Raw genomic sequence first — 17,414 nt, 5'->3', positions numbered from 1 at the left:
AGGCTCTGCGCTGGACGTGATCTACCGTGAGCCTTTCCTGCCGCTTCCTCCGCAACCCCGCTCTCACTACGGTTGTTTGCTAGTCACAGCCTTGGCCTGAGGCGTGGGTACGCCCTGACAGCCAGCCACGACGGCCGCCAGGGTCAGCAGCAGAGCTCAGGGATGGGGCGTTTGCACCAGCGCACAACAGGGACAACAAAGCCATTGTGAAGGCAGCAATCTGCAGGACCGCCGCCGGTGCTGAGGGGGGCTGGAGCCACTGGATGTGACGAAGCTGAAGCCAGCGTGCTTGAAGGCCAAACGGTCTGTAGTGCTGTGGTCCACCAGCCGGGATTTCTGTATGGCTTCCGGCCGACTTCGTCGATGTAGCGGTACATCACCACCTCGAACATCACCGAGGTTTCGGCCCCGTCCTTGCTGACGTAGCGGATGTCATCGATCACCAGCTTCTCGGCGCGGTTCACCGGGGCGGCTGGGAGATCACGGTAATGGAAGGGCTTTGACCGTCATCCTCGGCTCGATAGCACTGAGCTGCCGCCTGGACTGGCGTTGATCAGCAGCGCCGCTGCCCGGCGGGCCGTGGTGGCCGCATCCGGCTGACGTTGCAGAAAGGCCACCACGGTGGCGCCCTCGATCAATAGCTCCAGTTGTGCTGCCAGCTGAGTGGTAGCCGCCGGTACCGCCCCTGGCAGGGCGCTGCAGAGCTCAAGCAGCAGCTCACGGCAGGAGGACTTGAACGCTTCCGCCGCCTGCCGCGGCAGATCGCCGGGATTGGGGTACTCGCTGGCGGCCTTGAGGAACAGGCAGCCATGGAACCCGGGGGAGCGGAACCAGCTCTCGAGCCAGTCGAACAGCGCCAGGATCCGCTCCGTGGGGCTGGAGGCGGCGGCCACCTTGGCGCTGATTTCGGCGCTGATCTCCGCGGCCCGACGGTTCAACGCCGCCGCGATCAGGTCTTCTTTGGAGCGGAAGTGCTTGTAAAGGGTCATCTTGGCGACCCCGGCCCGCTGCAGCACCGCCTCGATGCCCACCGCCCGGTAGCCGTCTCGTCCGAAGAGTTCCAGGGCCGCGTCCACCAGTTGCTCGCGCTTACCGGAGCTGGTGGTGGTGCTGGAGCTGACGGGCGCTGGAGCCACTGGATGTGACGAAGGCTCAATCAAGGGTACTTGCTAGACCGAACGGTCTGTAGTGTTGTGCTGTATCGACCGTTCGGTCTACCCCATGATCACCCTCTACGGCCACGAGATCTCCGGCAACAGTTACCGCCCACGCCTGCTGCTTCACCTGCTGCAGCTCGAGTACCGCTGGATCCGGGTTGACCTGATGGCAGGGGAGCACAAGCAGGACGCCTTCCTGGCTCTCAACCCGGCCGCCCAGGTGCCGGTGCTGGTGGATGGGGAGTTCACCCTCGCCGACTCCCACGCGATCCTGGTGTACCTGGCCCGGCGCTACGGCGGTGACGCCTGGCTGCCCCTCGACGCCGTCGGCCTCGCGGAAGTGGTGCGCTGGCTGGCCTTCTCCGCCGGTGAGATCAAACAGGGCCCTGAACATGCCCGCCTCCATCACCTGCTGGGGGTGAGCAGCATCAACATCGAGCGCGCCCGGCAGAAGTCGGAGGCGGTGCTGCGCTTGCTGGATGGGCATCTCGCCGTCCAGCCCTGGCTGGCGCTCGGCCGCCCCACCATCGCCGATGTGGCCGTCTACCCCTACATCCATCTCGCCCCCGACGGCCAGATCGATCTGAGCCCCTATGAACACGTGAACGCCTGGCTGGGGCGGATTGAAGCGCTGGCTGGCTTCCGCGCCATGGGGGCCTAGATGGCGGAGCACTACCTGCAGCGTCACTTCACCCCCGCCGTGCTTGCCGAGCAGAAGCGGGCCTATGGCCGTGCTCAGCCGGTGCCGGCCGCCGCGGGACCGGATCCGCTCGGCCCGCAGGAGGCGGCCTTCATCGCCGCACGCGACAGCTTCTACATCGCCAGCCTCACCGAGGACGGCGCCCCCTACATCCAGCACCGGGGCGGCCCCGTGGGCTTCCTGCGCCTGCTCGATGCGCACACCCTGGCCTTCGCCGATTTCGGCGGCAACCGCCAGCTGCTCACCGTGGGACATCTGAGCAAGGATCCCCGGGTGGCGCTGTTCCTGATGGATTACCCCGCTCGCCGTCGCCTCAAGATCGATGGCGACGCCATCAGCCTCCCCGCAGGCGAGTCCGAGTCCGACCAGGTCGAGCGGGTGATCCGCATCCGCGTCAGCGGCTACGACTGGAACTGCCCCCAGCACATCACCCCCCGCTACAGCGAGGCGGAATGGCGGGCGCGGAGGCTTTCGTAGGCCTGGCAGAAGGACTCCCCCAGGGCCTCGCGCAGCACCGTGTCGGCGGCGAAGGCGGCGAGGGCCTCCTTGAGGGTGGCGGGCAGCGGAGTCGCGGTGCCGGGAGCCGGCGGGTCGGTGTAGAGGTTGGCGTCGTTGCGGGGGCCGGGGTCGAGCTGCCGCTCAAGGCCGTCGAGACCGGCGGCCAGCACCGCCGCCGGCAGCAGGTAGGGGTTGGCGGCACTGTCGGCCAGGCGCAGCTCCAGGCGCTGGTCGTCGGGGATGCGCACCATGTGGCTGCGGTTGTTGCCGCCGTAGCTGATCCAGCCCGGTGACCAGGTGGCGCCTGAGTTGGTGGTCTGGCCCCCCAGGCGTGCGTAGCTCTCGGCTGTGGGATTGGTGATGGCGCACAGGGCCGGGGCGTGCTCCAGCAGCCCCCCCAGAAAGTGGTAGGCCAGCCGCGAGAGACCCAGCTCGCCACGGGGGTCGTGGAAGAGGTTGCGGCCCGAGTCGTCCCAGAGGGAATGGTGCAGGTGGGCGCCGCTGCCGGTGAGCTGGGGGAAGGGCTTGGGCCCGAAGCTCACCCGAGCGCCCAGCGGTTCCGCCATCGACTGGGCCATCACCCGGAAGAGGGCGTGGCGGTCGGCGGTCACCAGGGCATCCGCAAAGGTCCAGTTGATCTCGAACTGGCCGTTGGCATCCTCGTGATCGGCCTGGTAGGGCCCCCAGCCCAGCTCCTCCATCGCTTCGAGCAGGCCGCCGATCAGCTCGAACTGGCGCATCAGCGCCAGCTGGTCGTAGCAGGGTTTGCTCTGGGTGTCGTGGACATCGGCGATCGCCGTGCCGCCGGGCTGCAGCAGAAAGAACTCGGCTTCCACTCCTGTGCGGAAGCTGTAGCCCAGCTGCGTTGCCCGTTCCAGCTGGCGGCGCAGCACCCAGCGCGGCGACTGCTCCAGTGGCCGGCCCTCCACCTGCAGATCGGTGGCCACCCAGGCCACGCTGCGCTGCCAGGGCAGCACCGCCAGGCTGGCGGGATCGGGCAGGCCGAGCACATCGGGATCGGCCGGGGTCATCGCCAGCCAGGCGGCGAAGCCCGCGAAGCCGGCGCCATCGCGGGCCAGTTGGTTCACGGCACTCGCCGGCACCAGCTTGGCGCGCTGCACCCCGAACAGATCCGAGAAGGAGAAGAGGAAATGGCGGAGTCCGTGGTCGGCGGCGTAGCGGGCCAGGTCGGTCATGGGCTCAGCGGGGGGTGGGCGGAATAGAGGGATTTGGTCGGTCGGATCAGGGCGGCGTAAGCAGCCCGGTGGATCAATCCATCAGCAGGCCTTCGAGGGCGGCCCGGATCAGGGCCTGCTCGGCCGGCGCGTTGCGGGGATTGCCGGCCCGGTGCCCGAGCACCGACTCCAGCCGCTCGAAGCGGGCACCGGGGATGCAGGCGGCTTCCTCGGCACAGTCGTCGGGTGGAAAATAGAGGTCGTGGGAGCCGGCGATCACGGTGGTGCGGGCCGTGATCCGCCCCAGGGCGTCGGCCAGGGAACTCCCCATGGCGGCGCCGAGATCGTTGGCCAGCCAGGTGTCGAGCATCGCCAGCAGATCGCGGGGATCGTGGCGGCTGTAGGCGGGTAACCAGCTGCGCTCCACATACTCCTCCACGCTGCCGTAGCCCAGCGCCTCGTGCCTGCCCTGCCGGTAGTAGGCCTGGCTGGCGGCCCAGCTGGCGTAGATCAGGGCGAAGCTGCGCAGCCCCTGCTCGGGGGTGGCCCTGAAGCGCTCCCCATCCCAGGCGGGATCGGCGGTGAGGGCCTGGCGCAGGCTGAGCAGGAACAGGCGGTTGTGGGGCGTGGTGCGGGCTGTGCCGCAGAGGCAGCAGATCCGCTCCACCGCCTCGGGCTTCAGGGCCGCCCAGTGGTAGGCCTGCTGTGCCCCCATCGACCAGCCGTAGATCAGGGCGAGACGCTCCACCCCGTACACCTCCTGGATCAGGCGTTGTTGGGCGGTCACGTTGTCGGTATGGCGGAAGATCCAGCCCTGCTCGGCCAGCCCCATGGCGCTGGTGCTCGGGCTGCTGGAGCGGCCGTTGCCGAACTGGCTCACCAGCAGCACGCAGAAACGGGCTGGATCGAGAATCGGGCCCACCACCCAGTCGATGTCCTCGGGCCAGGCGCCGTAGGAGCTGGGGTAGAGCACCAGGTTGGAGCGTTCTGCGTTGAGTTCGCCGAACACCCTGTAGGCCAGGCGGGCGTTGGGCAGATCCCTGCCGCAGCTGAGCGCAAAGGACCCCAGCTCAAACACAGCATCCCGGCCCTGGGTCGCCGCAGCCACGCTCATGCCGGTGGCAGCGCCAGCCTCGACGGATCGGCCAGGAACGCCCTGTGCACCGCCAGGTAGCCCGGATCGTTGTGCTCCAGCCTCCCGGCGATCCAGCCGTGGGCCGCCGGCAGGGCATGGAAGGGAATCGAAGCCATCAGGTGGTGTTCGACGTGAAAGGGCATGTTCCACATCAGCCAGCGCAGCGGCGCCAGGGTGCGGGTGGTGCGGGTGTTGCGCAGCACGTCGGCGGCGGTGCTGCAGCCTCCGTGCTCAGCCAGCAACACGAAGCGCAGCAGGGGCTGCCCCAGGGCCAGCGGCAGGAGCCACTGCCAGAGCAGAACGCCGTTGCCCCCCGGAATCGACAGCAGCAGCACCAGCCCATAAACAGCGAACTGGAGGCGGATCGAGCGGCGCAGCGCCGGGGCGGCCTCGGCGGGGATGTAGGGGCGGCCGCTGAAGTCGCCGCGCAGGCCGGCGGCGTGGCTCCGCAGCTTGCCGATCCACCAGGGCAGGCCGCTCAACTCCAGCAGGTAGGCCCAGCGGCTGGTGGGCGGCGGATCCTCCAGCTCCGGGTCCAGGCCGGGCTGGTGGGTGTGGCGGTGGTGCCACTGGTGGTAGCGGCGGTAAAAATCGGCGTTGTAGAAGCTCAGCACTCCGGCCCACCAGGCCACGGCGTCGTTGAGGCGGCGGCTGGCGAAGGCGGTGCGGTGGCCGCATTCGTGCATGGCGCAGAAGGCGAAGGCCAGGCCCCAGCCCAGCAGCAGCAGGGCCGGCAGCCGCAGCGCCCAGGGCAGACGAGCATCCCCCCAGATCAGCCCGCTGACCAGGATCAGCCCCCCATGGCCCGCCAGTTGCCACCAGCCGGCCCCATCCCTGCGCAGGTTGAGCTCGCTCAGGGTTTCTGCGGGAATCAGCTCGGCAGGGGCCGCCTTGATGGCCGGTTGGCTCGTGGTCACGGACCTCAGGATCCCAGCAACGCCGTGCATTCCAACCGTTCCTGGTTGGCATCGCGACGATCCACCTGACGGCGGATCAGGCCGGCCAGATAGGCCGCATCGGAGCCGACGCCGCAGAAGCGGCCCGAGCCCCAGGTGTGCAGCCAGGGCAGCCCCAGGACATAGAGGCCTGCCGCGGGGGTCACACCGCGCTGATGCACCGGCTCCCCGGCTCCATCGAAGATGGGGACCTCCACCCAGCGGAAGTCGGAGCGGTAGCCCGTGCACCAGATCACGGCCGCCAGTGGTTCATCGCCAAGATCCAGGGGTGGGTCCTGTGGTGGCGGCTGCCAGCAGGGTTCGTAGGCGGGGTCTTCGGGTGCTTCGAGACCGTTGGACTCGATGTAGGTGTCGATGCTGGCGCGGATGCGGCGGTAGACCGCGTCGGCACCATCGAGGTTGGCCGCCAGGTCGGGCGCGAAGCGGAAGCCGCTGACGCTGATCTCCTCCAACCGGCCATGCAGGACCATCCCTTCGAGGGCACGACGGCGCAGATCGATCTCCCGGCCACCGTCGCGGCCGGTGAGGTAGTGATTGGTCTTGCGACGCACCGAGCGGGGATCGGGATGCTGCTCGATCGGGGTGTCGTAGTAGCTCATGCGATCGAGCCAGTCGACCACGTCCTTGCCGCGATAGCGACGGGGTGAACGGGGAGCCGAACCCACGCTCAGGTGAACACGACGGCCGGCCAGGAAGAGGTCTTCGGCGATCTGGCAGCCCGACTGGCCGCTGCCCACCACCAGGACGGGCCCGTCGGGCAGCTGGTCGGGGCGGCGGTAGTCACGGGCGTCGAGCTGGAGCAGCCTGGCCGGCAGGCGGGCCGCCAGCGGGTGGCGCCGGGGCCTGTGGTAAGCGCCGGTGGCGATCACCACCTGCGGGGTCTCGATCACTCCGTCGCTGGTGCTCAGGCGGTAACCACCGGTTTCCAGGGGTTGCAGGCGTTCAACGGCAATGCCTTCCCGCACCGGCACGGCGGCGTGATAGGCAAAGCGGCGCAGGTAGTCGACGATCGCGTCACGGCCCATGAACCCCTCTGGATCGTCGCCGTCGTAGGGGAACTCCGGCAGGCGGCATTGCCAGTTGGGGGTGACCAGGCAGAAGGAATCCCAGCGCTGGTGCTGCCAGGAGTGGGCGACCCGGTGCCTTTCGAGCACCACTGGCGTCAGTCCCTGCTGCTGGAGGCAGCTGGCCACCGACAGGCCGGCCTGGCCGGCACCGATCACCACCACCGGCACGCGCAGGACGGCGGCGTCGGACGGGGGAGGATCTGAGCTGGTGATGAGGCTGGTCCGCTGGCTTCGGTTCACGGGCGCGTGCTGAATGTCCTGGCTGTCACGGTTCGATCGTCACGCTGGTCATGGCGATGTCGCGGACGTTGCCCTGATCGTCTTGAAGCAACCCGTCCTTGAACGAGTTCGCCCTTGGGTTGGTCCAAAATCCTCTGATATCCAGAGTTGATTGACGGTAGCGATCGTGACGAATCGCGGGTGACGGCCCGCCACAGTCCGCTCTCCCTGGTGGCCTGGTGATTCTGTGGCAGTGGCTACACAGAACGAAACATGGGCTGTGCAAGGGTCTTGATTGTTGCTTTTTAGCCAGGCCCTTCATCGATGCCCGAGGTTACCCATCCCGCTCACCAAGCAGGAAATTTTCTTGTTGACTACGAAGAGAAAGTCTTTCCTGATGTCAAGGCCGAGCCGGGCGAGAAGGCGCTGGTCACCTTTCACACGGTGGCCTTCGAAGGCTCCATCGGTCTGGTGAACCTGCTCCAGGCCAGCCGTCTGATCAACAAGGGCTTCGAGACCTCAATCCTTCTTTATGGCCCTGGTGTCACCCTCGGTGTGCAGCGGGGCTTCCCCAAGCTTGGTGATGCCGCCTTCGACGGCCATCTCAATTTCAATGCCCGCATTCAGAAGTTCATGGATCAGGGCGGCAAAGTGTATGCCTGCCGATTTGCCCTTCAGGCGCTCTATGGCCATGGCGAAGGCGCCTTGATTCCGGGTATTCGTCCCATCAATCCCCTCGATGTGCTTGACATCATCCTGATGCACCGCAAGGAGGGTGCCTTCATTCTCGATACCTGGACGCTCTGAATGGAGGCGCCGATCGTTGTTGCAGCCGCCCAGATCCGTCCTGTGCTTCACAGCCTGGACGGGTCTCTGGCTCGGGTACTGGAGGCCATGGCCGAGGCGGCTGCAGCGTCGGTGCAGCTGATCGTTTTTCCGGAAACGTTCCTCCCTTACTACCCCTACTTCTCCTTCATCGAACCGCCCGTGCTGATGGGCCGCTCGCATCTGCTGCTCTATGAGCAAGCGGTGGTGGTTCCCGGCCCGGCGATCGACAGGATCGCGGAGGCGGCCCGTCGTCATCGGATGTACGTGCTGCTGGGCATCAACGAGCGCGACGGCGGCAGCCTCTACAACGCCCAGCTGCTGATCGACGACACCGGCACGGTGCTGCTCAAGCGCCGCAAGATCACTCCCACGTATCACGAACGGATGGTGTGGGGCCAGGGTGATGGGGCCGGCCTGACCGTGGTGCCCACGTCCCTCGGCCGGGTCGGTGCCCTGGCCTGCTGGGAGCACTACAACCCCCTGGCGCGATTCAGCCTGATGGCCCAGGGGGAGGAGATCCACTGCGCCCAGTTCCCGGGCTCGCTGGTGGGGCCGATCTTCAGCGAGCAGACGGCCGTCAGCCTGCGTCACCACGCCCTGGAGGCGGGATGCTTCGTGATCAGCTCCACGGCCTGGCTGGATCCCGCCGATCTGGCCACGATCACGCCGGACGCCTCGCTGCACAAGGCCTTCCAGGGTGGTTGTCACACCGCAGTGATCAGCCCCGAGGGCCGTTATCTGGCCGGGCCGCTCCCTGAAGGCGAAGGGTTGGCCATCGCCGAGCTGGATCCGTCACTGATCACCAAACGCAAGCGAATGATGGACAGCGTGGGCCACTACAGCCGCCCTGATCTGCTCGGTCTGCGCATCGATCGCACACCGGCCCGTCTGATCGAGGACCAGCCCGGGCTTCCACTTCAGGCTCCTTTGGACTTGCCCATCACCGCAACCTCGTTGCCCCCGCTGGAGATTTCGGCCCATGGCTGAGCCTGCTTCCGCCGCACTGGGCCGTCTGGTCACCGAGCTGCAGGTGAATGGCGTGGCGGTGCCCGCCGTTGGCGGCAATCCCGGCCGACGTGGCGGGGCCGGCCCTTCCGATCACCGTGCCATCAGCGTCGATGGCACCACCGTGATGGTGCCCGTCTACAACACCGCCTCCCAGGATTCCCCCTATGCCTTGGAACGCCATGACGACGGCATGGTCTGGCTGAGGCACCGCGACCAGAGCGGCTCCCGACAATTGGTGGACACCCCGCCTGAACCCCGCTTCTACGGGCTCAGCACCTCCGACGGCACGCCTTACCGCTCGATCGCCCTGCTGCATGGCCGCGATGTGCTGGCCACCACCCTGCTGCAGACCTGCATCCGTTTTCGCGACCGTGCTGAGTCGTGCCAGTTCTGTGCGATCGAGCAATCGCTCGACGACGGACGCACCCTGGCGCGCAAGACCCCAGAGCAGGTGGCCGAGGTGGCAGAAGCGGCCGTGCGGCTTGATGGTGTGAAGCAGCTGGTGATGACCACCGGCACCCCCAACACCGACGACCGTGGTGCCCGGCTGATGGCTGAAACGGCCCGCGCCGTCAAGGCGAGGGTGCCCTTGCCGATCCAGGCCCAGTGCGAGCCCCCCGACGATCCGATCTGGTTCAGGCGCATGCAGGAGGCCGGTGTCGACAGCCTCGGCATGCACCTGGAGGTGGTGGAGCCCGAGGTGCGCCGGCGCATCCTTCCCGGCAAGGCCGAGCTCAGCCTCGAGCGCTATTTCACCGCCTTCGAGCAGGCGGTGGCCGTCTTCGGCCGGGGTGAGGTGTCCACCTACCTGCTCGCCGGGCTGGGCGACAGCGCGGAATCGATCGTGAGCTGCAGTGAGCGCTTGATCGCCCTGGGCGTCTACCCCTTCGTGGTGCCATTCGTGCCGATCGCCGGCACCCCGCTGGAGCACCATCCAGCCCCCAGCACCGACTTCATGGTGGAGGTCTACACGGCGGTGGGAGGGCTCCTGGAGGTCTCCGATCTGAGCTCGGCCGCGATGACGGCGGGCTGCGCCAAGTGCGGCGCCTGCTCCGCCCTGTCCCTGTTCGAGTCCAGCGGGCCCAGCCCCTCCTGAGCCGACTGCGATGTTCTTCATTGACCCCTCCAGCCACGAGATCGGCCGCAGTCCCAGCTCCGCGCCGGCGGCCTACACGCCCTCGGTGCGCTGGGGGCTCGGTGTCGATGCCGACGACTTCCGCCTCTCCCCGGGCGCCAGCTCCGATCAGTTCTCCTTTCACCTGCTGCGCCACGGCTCCTCCCTGCTGGCGGGTTACTGGAGCCTGCGCAGCCGCATCTTCTGCGAGGAGCAGCACCTGTTCGAAGCCTCCGATCGCGATGCGAGCGATGATCTGGCCTACCCGATCGCGGCCCTGACCCATGGCGGCAGCGCAGCTGGCTCGGTGGTGGGGGTGGTGCGCATCCTCGAGACCAGCCCAGGCCTGTGGTATGGCGGCCGACTGGGGGTGGCTGCCGACTTCCGCCGCCACAACCAGATCGGCAAGGGCCTGATCTGGAAGGCCGTCACCACGGCCCATGGCTGGGGCTGCCATCGGTTTCTGGCCACGGTGCAGATCCAGAATGTGCGCTTCTTCCGGCGCCTGCACTGGTGTTCGGTCGAGACCCTGGAGATTCGCGGTGTCAGCCACCATCTGATGGAGGCCGACCTCGAGTACTACATCCCGTCGATTGAGCGCCGACCCGAGTTGCCACCCGAGTTGCCTCTGCCTCAGGCGGCATGAGTGAGCCCGATCTGGAGGCCCTGGCCGCGCGCCTGCGACAGCTGGCTGGCTGGCGCGGGAAAACGGACATCCAGCGGCCCGCGGCCCATTTCCCCCATCTCCCCTTCCCGGCTCTCGGCGTGGCGGCGGCCCTTGGCGATGACGCTGCCCTGCTGCCCGCCGCCACAGGCTCCCTGCTGCTGGCCTGCGAGGGTCTCCATCCCGATCTGGTCGATCAGGACCCCTGGTTTGCGGGCTGGAGCGGTGTGCTGGTGAACCTCAGCGACATCGCCGCCATGGGCGGGCGGCCCCTGGCGGTGGTCAACAGTCTCTGGAGTGGTGATGCCAGCCACGCCGATCTCATCCTCAATGGCCTGCGCGTGGCCTCGGAGACGTTCCAGGTGCCTGTGGTGGGAGGGCACACGAATCTGCACAGCCCCTACAACGCCCTCTCGGTGGCCGTGCTGGGGGTGGCTAAGGGCCCGGTGCTCTCGGCCCGCTGCGCACGCCCAGGCGATCACTGCCATCTGCTGATCAACACCAGCGGCCACGTCCACCATCCCTATCCCTTCTGGGATGCGGCCACCACAGCGGAGCCCGCGCTGCTGCGCCGTCATCTGGCCCTGATGGCCGAGCTGGCGGAATCCGGCACGGTTCATGCGGCCAAGGACATCAGCATGGGAGGGCTGATCGGCACGGCCGTGATGTTCGCTGAGGCCTCGGGCTGCGGCCTGGAGCTCGATCTCGATGCCATCTCCCCGCCAGCTGGCGTCAGCCTTGACGACTGGCTGTGCTGCTTTCCCAGCTATGGCTATCTGCTGGCAGCAGGTCCCGAGCGGGCCGGGGCCCTGGCGGCAGCCGTGGCGCCGTTCGCCGATCTGCAGCTGGCCTGCATCGGTCGGTTCGGTCCGGTTGGTGGGGGGCTCAGCCTGCGGCAGGCGGGGCAGTGCCATCAGCTCTGGTCTGGCGATGAGGCACTCACGGGATTCGGGGCCCTGTGTTGACGCCTACCACCGGTGTTGGCTGCGTCCTGGAGGATCCGGTCCAGTCCTCCCTCAGGCACCGTGCCCGAAGTCCATCTGAACGTGGAGTGGCCCGATGGCCGCACCACGGTGCTCTACTCACCCTCCACCGTGATCCTGAACTACCTCCAGCCTGGCCAGAGCCTGGCGGTAGCGGAGCTCGCTAGCCGCGGAACGGAGGCCCTGCGCATGGCCTCCGAGAGGGTGCGGGCGCGGTACGGCTTCGCCTGCACCCGGGCCGATGAGGAGGAGCGCCAACTGCTCCAGACCGCCACGGTCTACGCGGACGATCAGCTGGTGCACATCAGCGCGCCATGAGCCGCCCCTACCTGCGCAAGTTCCTGGGCGACCGGGCTCCGCTGCCCCCACGTCCTCCCACACGCGCCATCGTCATGGCCTGGATCGGTGGTCTGCTGGCGATCGCAGCGGTGGCCCTGTTGCGGCTGGGCCTCACCCAGCCGTTCGTGCTCGGCTCCTTCGGCGCAACCTGCGTGCTGGCCTTCGGCTATCCCGATGTGCCCTTCTCCCAGCCCCGCAACATCGTGCTGGGCCACACCCTCAGTACCGCCACGGGCCTGGTGTTCCTCACGTTGTTCGGGCCGACGTGGTGGGCGATGGCGATGGCTGCGGCCACCGCGATCGCCCTGATGATGGCCACCGGCACGGTGCATCCCCCCGCGGGATCGAACCCAGTGATCGTGTTTCTGCTCCAGCCAGGCTGGGACTTCCTGCTGCTGCCCACCCTGCTCGGCGCTTTGGTCGTCACCCTGGTGGCCCTCATCTACAACAACGCCGTGCGCGAGAGCCGCTACCCGAAGTACTGGTGAGCGAGAGGGCCGCAACTGCCGGGAGCTACGGACATCACCAAAGTGCCGTTCCTGCGCCTGCTTTTCCTGTTCGGGCTCGGACTTCTCCTCGCGCCGCCTGCCAGGGATCTGGACCTGATCGAGATTCACCTCTCGATTCTGGAAACCGATCTGAGCGTTCGGGTGTCGGAACTGCGGTCCCCCCAGAGCCTCCTTCAGGGCAACAGCGACCTCGCCCAGCTCGACTAGGCCACCGATGGCCAGTTCGACGCCAGGCTGATCAGGTTTCTGCAGTCCCCCCTCCCCATCCCCGTCTCGCATCGCCCCGAGCCGCTTCAGATGGTGGCCCTGGGGCAATCCTGGGGAGCCACCACCGTGCTCAAGCTGGCCGTTGCCAGGCCCTGCGCCTCCCTGCTGAGCCAATCCTGCGAGGACCTGCGTGATCCCCCCACCCGCAACCTCCGCTGGGTGCTCCAGTGCAACTTCCTCACCAGCGCCAACCGTGCCGGTGGGGGCGGCCCCGGGTCCCAGTGCTCCTGCTCTCCTCCCTGACGACGGATGGGCGACGACACCTTCGCGTTGGTGGATGTGACCCCCCAGTTGCCATCCGTCGGGGTGCCCTGATCCAGTCCACGGCCGCCCACCGCACAACCGCTCTCCCGTTACGAAGAGCCACGTGCGGCCTGGGTGTGTTGTTGTACTGCTTTGGAGGTTCTCCGACCGGGCTTCAGAGATCAGCGTGGTGCTCGATCCAGGGCAGGCCCGCTTCCTTCCAGGCCACGAAGCCGCCCTCGAGGTTGGCGACGTGCGTGAAGCCGAGGGTCTGCAGCGTCAGTGCGGCAAGGGCCGCGCGCGTGCCGGAGCGGCAGTAGACGATCACCCGAGCGCTGGGATCCAGCGCATCGTGATGGCGCGCACTGGTGGGATCAGCGGCAAACTCGAGCAGACCCCTGGGCACCTGCACCGCGCCATCGATGTGCTCCTCCCACTCGGAGGGCTCCCGTATATCCAGGGCGACGGCCTTCCCGGTGGAGAGCTCCTCGAACGCCTGCTGCGGCGTGACAGCTTCGATCCGGGCGCGGGCCTGCTCAACCAGCTCGTGGGCGGTGATGCTCATGCTGTTCAGCCTCTCCAAAGTGTGTTGCTGGCCCAACGCTCTGCTCTTGCCTGCCGTCAGCCCAACCCCAACTGCGTACCCTTCGCTTCGAGCCCGCTACCGTGGGCCATCTTGCTCCAACTCCTGCGCTCCCATTCCTCTTCAAGAACCTGATGAGCAGCTTCTTCGAGGAACTTCGGCTGGGCCCATTCGTCCACATCAAAATCGTTCTTGATGTAACCGTGCTTAAACATGAAATCCTTCCCGATCCGGATACATTCGAGGTTCTGAGCACTTAGGGAACCCCTGAAAAACCCGCTAAAATCAGTCCAGATCCAAGACTGAGACTGGAACGGATGGCCGACCCTCTCCAGCTGGGCTTCACGGACTACGAGCAGATCTACGCCAAAAAGAGGACGCGCCGCCAGCGCTTCTTGGATGAGATGGAGGCCACGGTTCCCTGGGAAGCGTTTCTGGCCTTGATTGAGCCCGTGTATCACAAGCCCTCCAGCAAAGGAGGTCGTCCGCCGATTCCTTTGGAGGTGATGCTGCGGATCCATCTGCTGCAGCAGTGGTTCACGCTTTCAGATCCATTGATGGAGGAGATGCTGATCGATACGCCCTGCTTCCGCCGCTTCGCAGGGATCGAGACGATGGATGGCCGGATCCCTGATGAGACGACGATTCTCAACTTTCGCCATCTGCTGGAAGAGCACCGGATCGCGGAGCAGATTCTTGAGGGTGTGAACCAGATGCTTAGCGAGAGAGGAGTGATGCTGAGGGAAGGAACGATCCTTGATGCCACGATAATCAATGCCCCCAGCTCCACCAAGAACAAGGCCAAGGAGAGGGATCCTGACATGCACTCAGTGGCCAAGGGCAAGCAGTGGTTCTTTGGAATGCGCTGCCACATCGGAGTTGATGCCGCATCTGGCCTGGTCCACTCTGTTGAGAGCACCGCCGCCAATGTTCATGAGCTGAACACAGCAGCTGAACGGCTCCATGGGGATGAACGCCTCATCTACGGCGATGCCGGCCACATCGGCATCGAGAAACGAAACGACTTCCAGGACTGCGAGGCTGAGTTCAGGATTGCGATGAAGCCCGGCCAGCGCAGAGTGCTTCCAGAGACACCTGAGGGCAGGCTTCTTGATCTGATTGAGACGGCGAAAGCCCACTTCCGCGCCAAAGTGGAACATCCCTTTCGAATCATCAAATGTCAGTTCGGCTTCCGGAAGGTCTTCTACAGAGGTATCCGCAAGAACGACCTCAAGCTGAAGTTGCTCTTTGCCCTGGCAAACCTCTGGATGGTACGGGAACGGATACCTGATTCAGCGTAAAGCAAGGGTATAGTGTGTCTAAAGACCGATAATCATCCAGAAATCAAGCCAAAACGAATGGTGGGAACTGCCTGAAGTCTTTTCAAGGGCTTCTCTGAGCGAAAAGTGGGCTAAATCTGCTCAGTATCGTCTCATTGATGAGAATGAGACTAGATTATTCGGATTAAGGCGTCTTGATCAGAGGTTCCTTAGGCTCGGCACCATGTCGACGTCCTTGATGCCTTCGTAGGTATGCTCGGCGTCAAGGTAGAAGGTTTGCCGGTTAAGGATTTCGCCCGCCGCGTGCTTGTTCCGGTTGGCCCAGAGTCCAACGTTCAACATGGCGCGCATGTAGGCCAGCACCAGTTCTGGATGCTCCTTGGCCATCACGTCCGTGCAGGTGATGACGGCCGGCGTATTGGCCACTTGCATCGTCCAGTCCGGGTGGTTAGCCAGATTGTAGATAGCCTTGATCTTGCCTGTTGCTTCCGAGAGTTGCCCTAGCTGTCCCATTTGGTTGTATATGGCGTCCATGGTCCCATCGAGCAGGGCTTTCTCCAGTGGGCGAAAGGCGTAGTCGTGTTTGTGGTCGCGCCGTAGCCAAAGCTCGGACGGGTTGTTCATTGGCGGCACGAGCATTGCGGGATCGTCGTACCAGTCGTCCGCATAAGGAAATTCGACAAGTTCGACATCGTCGATAGTCATTCCGTGTAGCTTGAGGATGTTCAGGATCCCCATATGCTCTTGAATGCGCCACCAGTCATTCTTGATGGTATTCAGGCTCTTGGTAATGCCAATTTTTTGCCCTTCAGGTCTTGCACTCGGAAGATCTCGTCGCGTGCACGCACCTGCATGACACCACCCTCATAGACCCATGTGGCTCCGAGCAACACGGTGCGGCGAAGGTCCGCGTGAACGTGGATGGCCGGATTCAGCCCGCCGAAGCGAATCAGGTTGTCGAGGTTGTGAATGTAGTGGGGGTACCAGTTGTTCTCCGGCGCGTGGCGGAAGTAGGCGTACTCGACGCCGATCTTCTTGAATTCCTCGCGGCACCAGCCCAGCTCCTGATCGATGTTGTTCGCCGACACCATCGGGCAGTTCGTGAACCACACCTCGTCCCAGCGCAGGGGCACCGTGCTGGACTTTCTTGCCTCTGGTCCAGTTGTTGTCATGGTGATCTCTCCCCTGGGTAGTTACTCCTTTCGGTTGATCTCACACCACTGCATCAGGGAGACGTCCTACCGCCATGAAGTCCTGCTGCCTGGCTGGGTCCTTGTAACCATCTGGTCCCTTCACCCCACTGTTCACATCCACGGCATAGGGCTTCACCTGCGCGATGATCTGACTCACGTTCTGGTCGGCGACACCCCCACCCTGGGGGCCTCACACCCTCTTGTCAGCTGAACAACCTGGTGGGACTACACAACTAAACAGCTAGTGCTCATCAGGCTTGGCCGGCTGCATAGAAACGACCCGCTGTGGGAAGGGAATCTCAATCCCCTCCTCGCTGAAGCGGTGCCAGATGGCGCTGCTCACCTCGCTCTTGATGCTGGCGTTGTTCATCGGATTCTCGATCCAGAACCGCACGGCGTAGTTGATGCTGGAGTCGCCGTAGCTCAGCAACAGGGCCTTGGGCGGGGGCTGCAGCAGCACCCTCGGTGAGGAGCGGGCCACCGCCTCCAGCAGTTGGATCACCGTGTCGGGGTCGTGGCGGTAGGCGGCCGACACCTCCACCTGGCTGCGGCGCATCCGATCGCTGCCGGTGTAGGTGGTGGTCGTGGTGGTGAAGAAGTCCTGGTTGGGGATCACCAGTTCGGCATTGTCGCGGTCGCGCCAGAGCACCGCCGCCCGCAGCCCCAGGCTGCGCACCTCGCAGGGATCCCCATCGATGAAGAGGATCTCGCCAGGGCGCACGGAACCCTCGAACAGCAGCCAGAGGCCGCTCACGAAGTTGGAGAACACCTCCTTGATGCCGAAGCCGAGCCCGACCGACAACCCACCGGCCACGGCGGCGATCGCCGTGCTGTTCAGCCCGATGCGCCTGAGCACCCACAGCGATCCCAAGGCGATCACCAGGTAACGGCTGACCAACTCCACCGCCACCCGGGTGCTGCTGGAGAAGCCCAGCAGCCGCTGCAGCAGGTCCCCCAGTCCCACCACCGCATATTCCGACACCACCACCAGGAAATAGGGGATGGTCAGGATCAGGATGATGCCACTGGCCGTGAGCGGCTCGCCGAACAGGGTGATCAGGGGGATCCGGCCCACATCGATCAGGGAATCCAGCTGGTTGATCAGGGATCCAACCACCACCAGCGCAAACAGTGGACGCACCAGCTGGCGGTAGAACCGCTCGATGCTCGCGGCGGTGAACCAGCGCCGAGCCACCAGCTTCACCAGAGCCAGAACGATCCAGAGAGTGAACAGCTGGACCACGTAATGGGCCAGGCCGTTGGGGAACCCCAGCCAGCCCAGCACCAGGGCGTTGAGGCGCAGGCCCAGCAGCAGGCCCAGGCTGCCGAGGAACTCCAGCCGGTGGCCCCGACCCAGCAGGTGGGGACGGATCCAGATGGCGTAGACGGCATACAGCACAGCCCCGCTGAGCACCTGGAGCATCACCTGGGGCCGGGCCAGGTAGCCCAGCCAACCGGAGATCTCGTAGAGGAAGAGGCGCATCGGCGATCGGGCG

23 protein-coding genes and 1 pseudogene are annotated in these 17,414 nt (G+C 65.6%); 12 read left to right on the top strand and 12 right to left on the bottom strand.

Annotated elements, in window-relative coordinates; genetic code table 11:
• Nucleotides 1-143: 143 nt before the first annotated feature.
• Both WH5701_RS17720 and WH5701_RS11875 read right to left on the bottom strand, forming a co-directional pair.
• On the bottom strand, nucleotides 144-464 hold the full coding sequence (locus WH5701_RS17720; RefSeq protein WP_006172642.1) for a hypothetical protein: 321 nt from the start codon (nucleotides 462-464) through the stop codon (nucleotides 144-146).
• 42 nt (nucleotides 465-506) lie between these two features.
• Entirely contained in the window at nucleotides 507-1,136 is a 630-nt protein-coding gene (locus WH5701_RS11875) for a TetR/AcrR family transcriptional regulator (RefSeq protein ID WP_006172641.1), read from the bottom strand.
• A gap of 85 nt (nucleotides 1,137-1,221) precedes the next feature.
• Here WH5701_RS11875 and WH5701_RS11870 point away from each other — a divergent pair, with 85 nt between their 5' ends.
• Nucleotides 1,222-1,818 (top strand): glutathione S-transferase family protein, encoded by a 597-nt coding sequence (locus WH5701_RS11870; protein ID WP_006172640.1) that lies wholly within the window; start codon nucleotides 1,222-1,224, stop codon nucleotides 1,816-1,818.
• Nucleotides 1,819-2,334 carry a pyridoxamine 5'-phosphate oxidase family protein gene (locus WH5701_RS11865; protein WP_006172639.1) on the top strand — a complete coding sequence of 172 codons (516 nt, stop codon included), beginning with the start codon at nucleotides 1,819-1,821 and terminating at the stop codon, nucleotides 2,332-2,334.
• Here WH5701_RS11865 and glnT read toward each other — a convergent pair.
• The 4 genes from glnT to WH5701_RS11845 form a co-directional block, all read right to left on the bottom strand.
• Nucleotides 2,295-3,551 (bottom strand): type III glutamate--ammonia ligase, encoded by a 1,257-nt coding sequence (gene glnT, locus WH5701_RS11860; RefSeq protein ID WP_006172637.1) that lies wholly within the window; start codon nucleotides 3,549-3,551, stop codon nucleotides 2,295-2,297. The two genes, WH5701_RS11865 and glnT, sit on opposite strands and share 40 nt — an antisense overlap.
• Nucleotides 3,552-3,624: 73 nt before the next feature.
• Nucleotides 3,625-4,644, bottom strand: a complete 1,020-nt coding sequence (locus WH5701_RS11855; RefSeq protein ID WP_006172636.1) for an alpha/beta fold hydrolase — start codon at nucleotides 4,642-4,644, stop codon at nucleotides 3,625-3,627.
• Nucleotides 4,641-5,612: a fatty acid desaturase gene (locus WH5701_RS11850; protein ID WP_006172635.1), complete on the bottom strand. Its 972-nt coding sequence runs from the start codon at nucleotides 5,610-5,612 to the stop codon at nucleotides 4,641-4,643. Before WH5701_RS11850 ends, WH5701_RS11855 begins: the two co-directional genes overlap by 4 nt.
• Nucleotides 5,588-6,901, bottom strand: a complete 1,314-nt coding sequence (locus WH5701_RS11845; RefSeq protein WP_037981335.1) for an MSMEG_0569 family flavin-dependent oxidoreductase — start codon at nucleotides 6,899-6,901, stop codon at nucleotides 5,588-5,590. Before WH5701_RS11845 ends, WH5701_RS11850 begins: the two co-directional genes overlap by 25 nt.
• Before the next feature lie 330 nt (nucleotides 6,902-7,231).
• Here WH5701_RS11845 and WH5701_RS11840 point away from each other — a divergent pair, with 330 nt between their 5' ends.
• The 9 genes from WH5701_RS11840 (at nucleotide 7,232) to WH5701_RS11800 (ending at nucleotide 12,862) form a co-directional block, all read left to right on the top strand.
• A complete protein-coding gene (locus tag WH5701_RS11840; protein ID WP_006172633.1) occupies nucleotides 7,232-7,714 on the top strand; it encodes an MSMEG_0572/Sll0783 family nitrogen starvation response protein in 483 nt (160 codons plus the stop codon).
• Entirely contained in the window at nucleotides 7,715-8,722 is a 1,008-nt protein-coding gene (locus WH5701_RS11835; protein ID WP_006172632.1) for a Nit6803 family nitrilase, read from the top strand.
• Nucleotides 8,715-9,839: an MSMEG_0568 family radical SAM protein gene (locus WH5701_RS11830; protein WP_006172631.1), complete on the top strand. Its 1,125-nt coding sequence runs from the start codon at nucleotides 8,715-8,717 to the stop codon at nucleotides 9,837-9,839. The genes WH5701_RS11835 and WH5701_RS11830 overlap by 8 nt, the downstream gene beginning before the upstream one ends.
• 10 nt (nucleotides 9,840-9,849) lie before the next feature.
• Nucleotides 9,850-10,503 carry an MSMEG_0567/Sll0786 family nitrogen starvation N-acetyltransferase gene (locus WH5701_RS11825; RefSeq protein ID WP_006172630.1) on the top strand — a complete coding sequence of 218 codons (654 nt, stop codon included), beginning with the start codon at nucleotides 9,850-9,852 and terminating at the stop codon, nucleotides 10,501-10,503.
• The gene (locus WH5701_RS11820) at nucleotides 10,500-11,486 is read left to right on the top strand and encodes a sll0787 family AIR synthase-like protein (protein ID WP_006172629.1); all 987 of its coding nucleotides are present in this window, start codon (nucleotides 10,500-10,502) and stop codon (nucleotides 11,484-11,486) included. The genes WH5701_RS11825 and WH5701_RS11820 overlap by 4 nt, the downstream gene beginning before the upstream one ends.
• A 60-nt stretch (nucleotides 11,487-11,546) precedes the next feature.
• Complete coding sequence (locus WH5701_RS11815) at nucleotides 11,547-11,822, top strand: MSMEG_0570 family nitrogen starvation response protein (RefSeq protein WP_006172628.1); 276 nt, start codon at nucleotides 11,547-11,549, stop codon at nucleotides 11,820-11,822.
• Complete coding sequence (locus tag WH5701_RS11810) at nucleotides 11,819-12,331, top strand: HPP family protein (RefSeq protein ID WP_006172627.1); 513 nt, start codon at nucleotides 11,819-11,821, stop codon at nucleotides 12,329-12,331. The genes WH5701_RS11815 and WH5701_RS11810 overlap by 4 nt, the downstream gene beginning before the upstream one ends.
• Nucleotides 12,332-12,373: 42 nt before the next feature.
• Complete coding sequence (locus WH5701_RS11805) at nucleotides 12,374-12,559, top strand: hypothetical protein (protein ID WP_006172626.1); 186 nt, start codon at nucleotides 12,374-12,376, stop codon at nucleotides 12,557-12,559.
• A 90-nt stretch (nucleotides 12,560-12,649) separates the two neighbouring features.
• Complete coding sequence (locus tag WH5701_RS11800; protein WP_006172625.1) at nucleotides 12,650-12,862, top strand: hypothetical protein; 213 nt, start codon at nucleotides 12,650-12,652, stop codon at nucleotides 12,860-12,862.
• 175 nt (nucleotides 12,863-13,037) lie between these two features.
• Here the strand turns inward: WH5701_RS11800 and WH5701_RS11795 are convergent, their stop codons facing one another.
• Nucleotides 13,038-13,427 carry a rhodanese-like domain-containing protein gene (locus tag WH5701_RS11795; protein ID WP_037981047.1) on the bottom strand — a complete coding sequence of 130 codons (390 nt, stop codon included), beginning with the start codon at nucleotides 13,425-13,427 and terminating at the stop codon, nucleotides 13,038-13,040.
• Nucleotides 13,428-13,483: 56 nt separating this feature from the next.
• The gene (locus WH5701_RS17715; protein WP_006172623.1) at nucleotides 13,484-13,660 is read right to left on the bottom strand and encodes a hypothetical protein; all 177 of its coding nucleotides are present in this window, start codon (nucleotides 13,658-13,660) and stop codon (nucleotides 13,484-13,486) included.
• A 102-nt stretch (nucleotides 13,661-13,762) separates the two neighbouring features.
• Here WH5701_RS17715 and WH5701_RS11790 point away from each other — a divergent pair, with 102 nt between their 5' ends.
• The gene (locus tag WH5701_RS11790; protein ID WP_006170118.1) at nucleotides 13,763-14,746 is read left to right on the top strand and encodes an IS5 family transposase; all 984 of its coding nucleotides are present in this window, start codon (nucleotides 13,763-13,765) and stop codon (nucleotides 14,744-14,746) included.
• A gap of 177 nt (nucleotides 14,747-14,923) precedes the next feature.
• Here the strand turns inward: WH5701_RS11790 and WH5701_RS15820 are convergent, their stop codons facing one another.
• The 4 genes and pseudogenes from WH5701_RS15820 to WH5701_RS11780 form a co-directional block, all read right to left on the bottom strand.
• Nucleotides 14,924-15,463 carry a hypothetical protein gene (locus WH5701_RS15820; RefSeq protein ID WP_006172622.1) on the bottom strand — a complete coding sequence of 180 codons (540 nt, stop codon included), beginning with the start codon at nucleotides 15,461-15,463 and terminating at the stop codon, nucleotides 14,924-14,926.
• Nucleotides 15,464-15,501: 38 nt separating this feature from the next.
• Nucleotides 15,502-15,897 (bottom strand): hypothetical protein, encoded by a 396-nt coding sequence (locus WH5701_RS15815; protein ID WP_156776735.1) that lies wholly within the window; start codon nucleotides 15,895-15,897, stop codon nucleotides 15,502-15,504.
• 40 nt (nucleotides 15,898-15,937) lie between these two features.
• A pseudogene (locus WH5701_RS18810) lies at nucleotides 15,938-16,087 on the bottom strand (hypothetical protein); the annotation flags it as partial.
• 72 nt (nucleotides 16,088-16,159) lie between these two features.
• Entirely contained in the window at nucleotides 16,160-17,401 is a 1,242-nt protein-coding gene (locus tag WH5701_RS11780) for a mechanosensitive ion channel family protein (protein WP_006172619.1), read from the bottom strand.
• Nucleotides 17,402-17,414 lie beyond the last annotated feature (13 nt).

The organism is Synechococcus sp. WH 5701, from assembly GCF_000153045.1.
Classification (GTDB): domain Bacteria; phylum Cyanobacteriota; class Cyanobacteriia; order PCC-6307; family Cyanobiaceae; genus Regnicoccus_A; species Regnicoccus_A antarcticus.
Note: the sequence above shows the minus strand (reverse complement) of the source record. Positions and strands in the feature narration are given on the sequence as shown.

Coding starts and splice junctions, on each gene's coding strand:
- WH5701_RS11870 (WP_006172640.1), top strand. CDS start 1,222: ATGATCACCCTCTACGGCCACGAGATCTCCGGCAACAGTTACCGCCCA.
- WH5701_RS11865 (WP_006172639.1), top strand. CDS start 1,819: ATGGCGGAGCACTACCTGCAGCGTCACTTCACCCCCGCCGTGCTTGCC.
- glnT (WP_006172637.1), bottom strand. CDS start 3,551: ATGACCGACCTGGCCCGCTACGCCGCCGACCACGGACTCCGCCATTTC.
- WH5701_RS11855 (WP_006172636.1), bottom strand. CDS start 4,644: ATGAGCGTGGCTGCGGCGACCCAGGGCCGGGATGCTGTGTTTGAGCTG.
- WH5701_RS11850 (WP_006172635.1), bottom strand. CDS start 5,612: ATGCACGGCGTTGCTGGGATCCTGAGGTCCGTGACCACGAGCCAACCG.
- WH5701_RS11840 (WP_006172633.1), top strand. CDS start 7,232: ATGCCCGAGGTTACCCATCCCGCTCACCAAGCAGGAAATTTTCTTGTT.
- WH5701_RS11835 (WP_006172632.1), top strand. CDS start 7,715: ATGGAGGCGCCGATCGTTGTTGCAGCCGCCCAGATCCGTCCTGTGCTT.
- WH5701_RS11830 (WP_006172631.1), top strand. CDS start 8,715: ATGGCTGAGCCTGCTTCCGCCGCACTGGGCCGTCTGGTCACCGAGCTG.
- WH5701_RS11825 (WP_006172630.1), top strand. CDS start 9,850: ATGTTCTTCATTGACCCCTCCAGCCACGAGATCGGCCGCAGTCCCAGC.
- WH5701_RS11820 (WP_006172629.1), top strand. CDS start 10,500: ATGAGTGAGCCCGATCTGGAGGCCCTGGCCGCGCGCCTGCGACAGCTG.
- WH5701_RS11810 (WP_006172627.1), top strand. CDS start 11,819: ATGAGCCGCCCCTACCTGCGCAAGTTCCTGGGCGACCGGGCTCCGCTG.
- WH5701_RS11800 (WP_006172625.1), top strand. CDS start 12,650: ATGGTGGCCCTGGGGCAATCCTGGGGAGCCACCACCGTGCTCAAGCTG.
- WH5701_RS11795 (WP_037981047.1), bottom strand. CDS start 13,427: ATGAGCATCACCGCCCACGAGCTGGTTGAGCAGGCCCGCGCCCGGATC.
- WH5701_RS17715 (WP_006172623.1), bottom strand. CDS start 13,660: ATGTTTAAGCACGGTTACATCAAGAACGATTTTGATGTGGACGAATGG.
- WH5701_RS11790 (WP_006170118.1), top strand. CDS start 13,763: ATGGCCGACCCTCTCCAGCTGGGCTTCACGGACTACGAGCAGATCTAC.
- WH5701_RS15820 (WP_006172622.1), bottom strand. CDS start 15,463: ATGGGGATCCTGAACATCCTCAAGCTACACGGAATGACTATCGACGAT.
- WH5701_RS15815 (WP_156776735.1), bottom strand. CDS start 15,897: ATGACAACAACTGGACCAGAGGCAAGAAAGTCCAGCACGGTGCCCCTG.
- WH5701_RS11780 (WP_006172619.1), bottom strand. CDS start 17,401: ATGCGCCTCTTCCTCTACGAGATCTCCGGTTGGCTGGGCTACCTGGCC.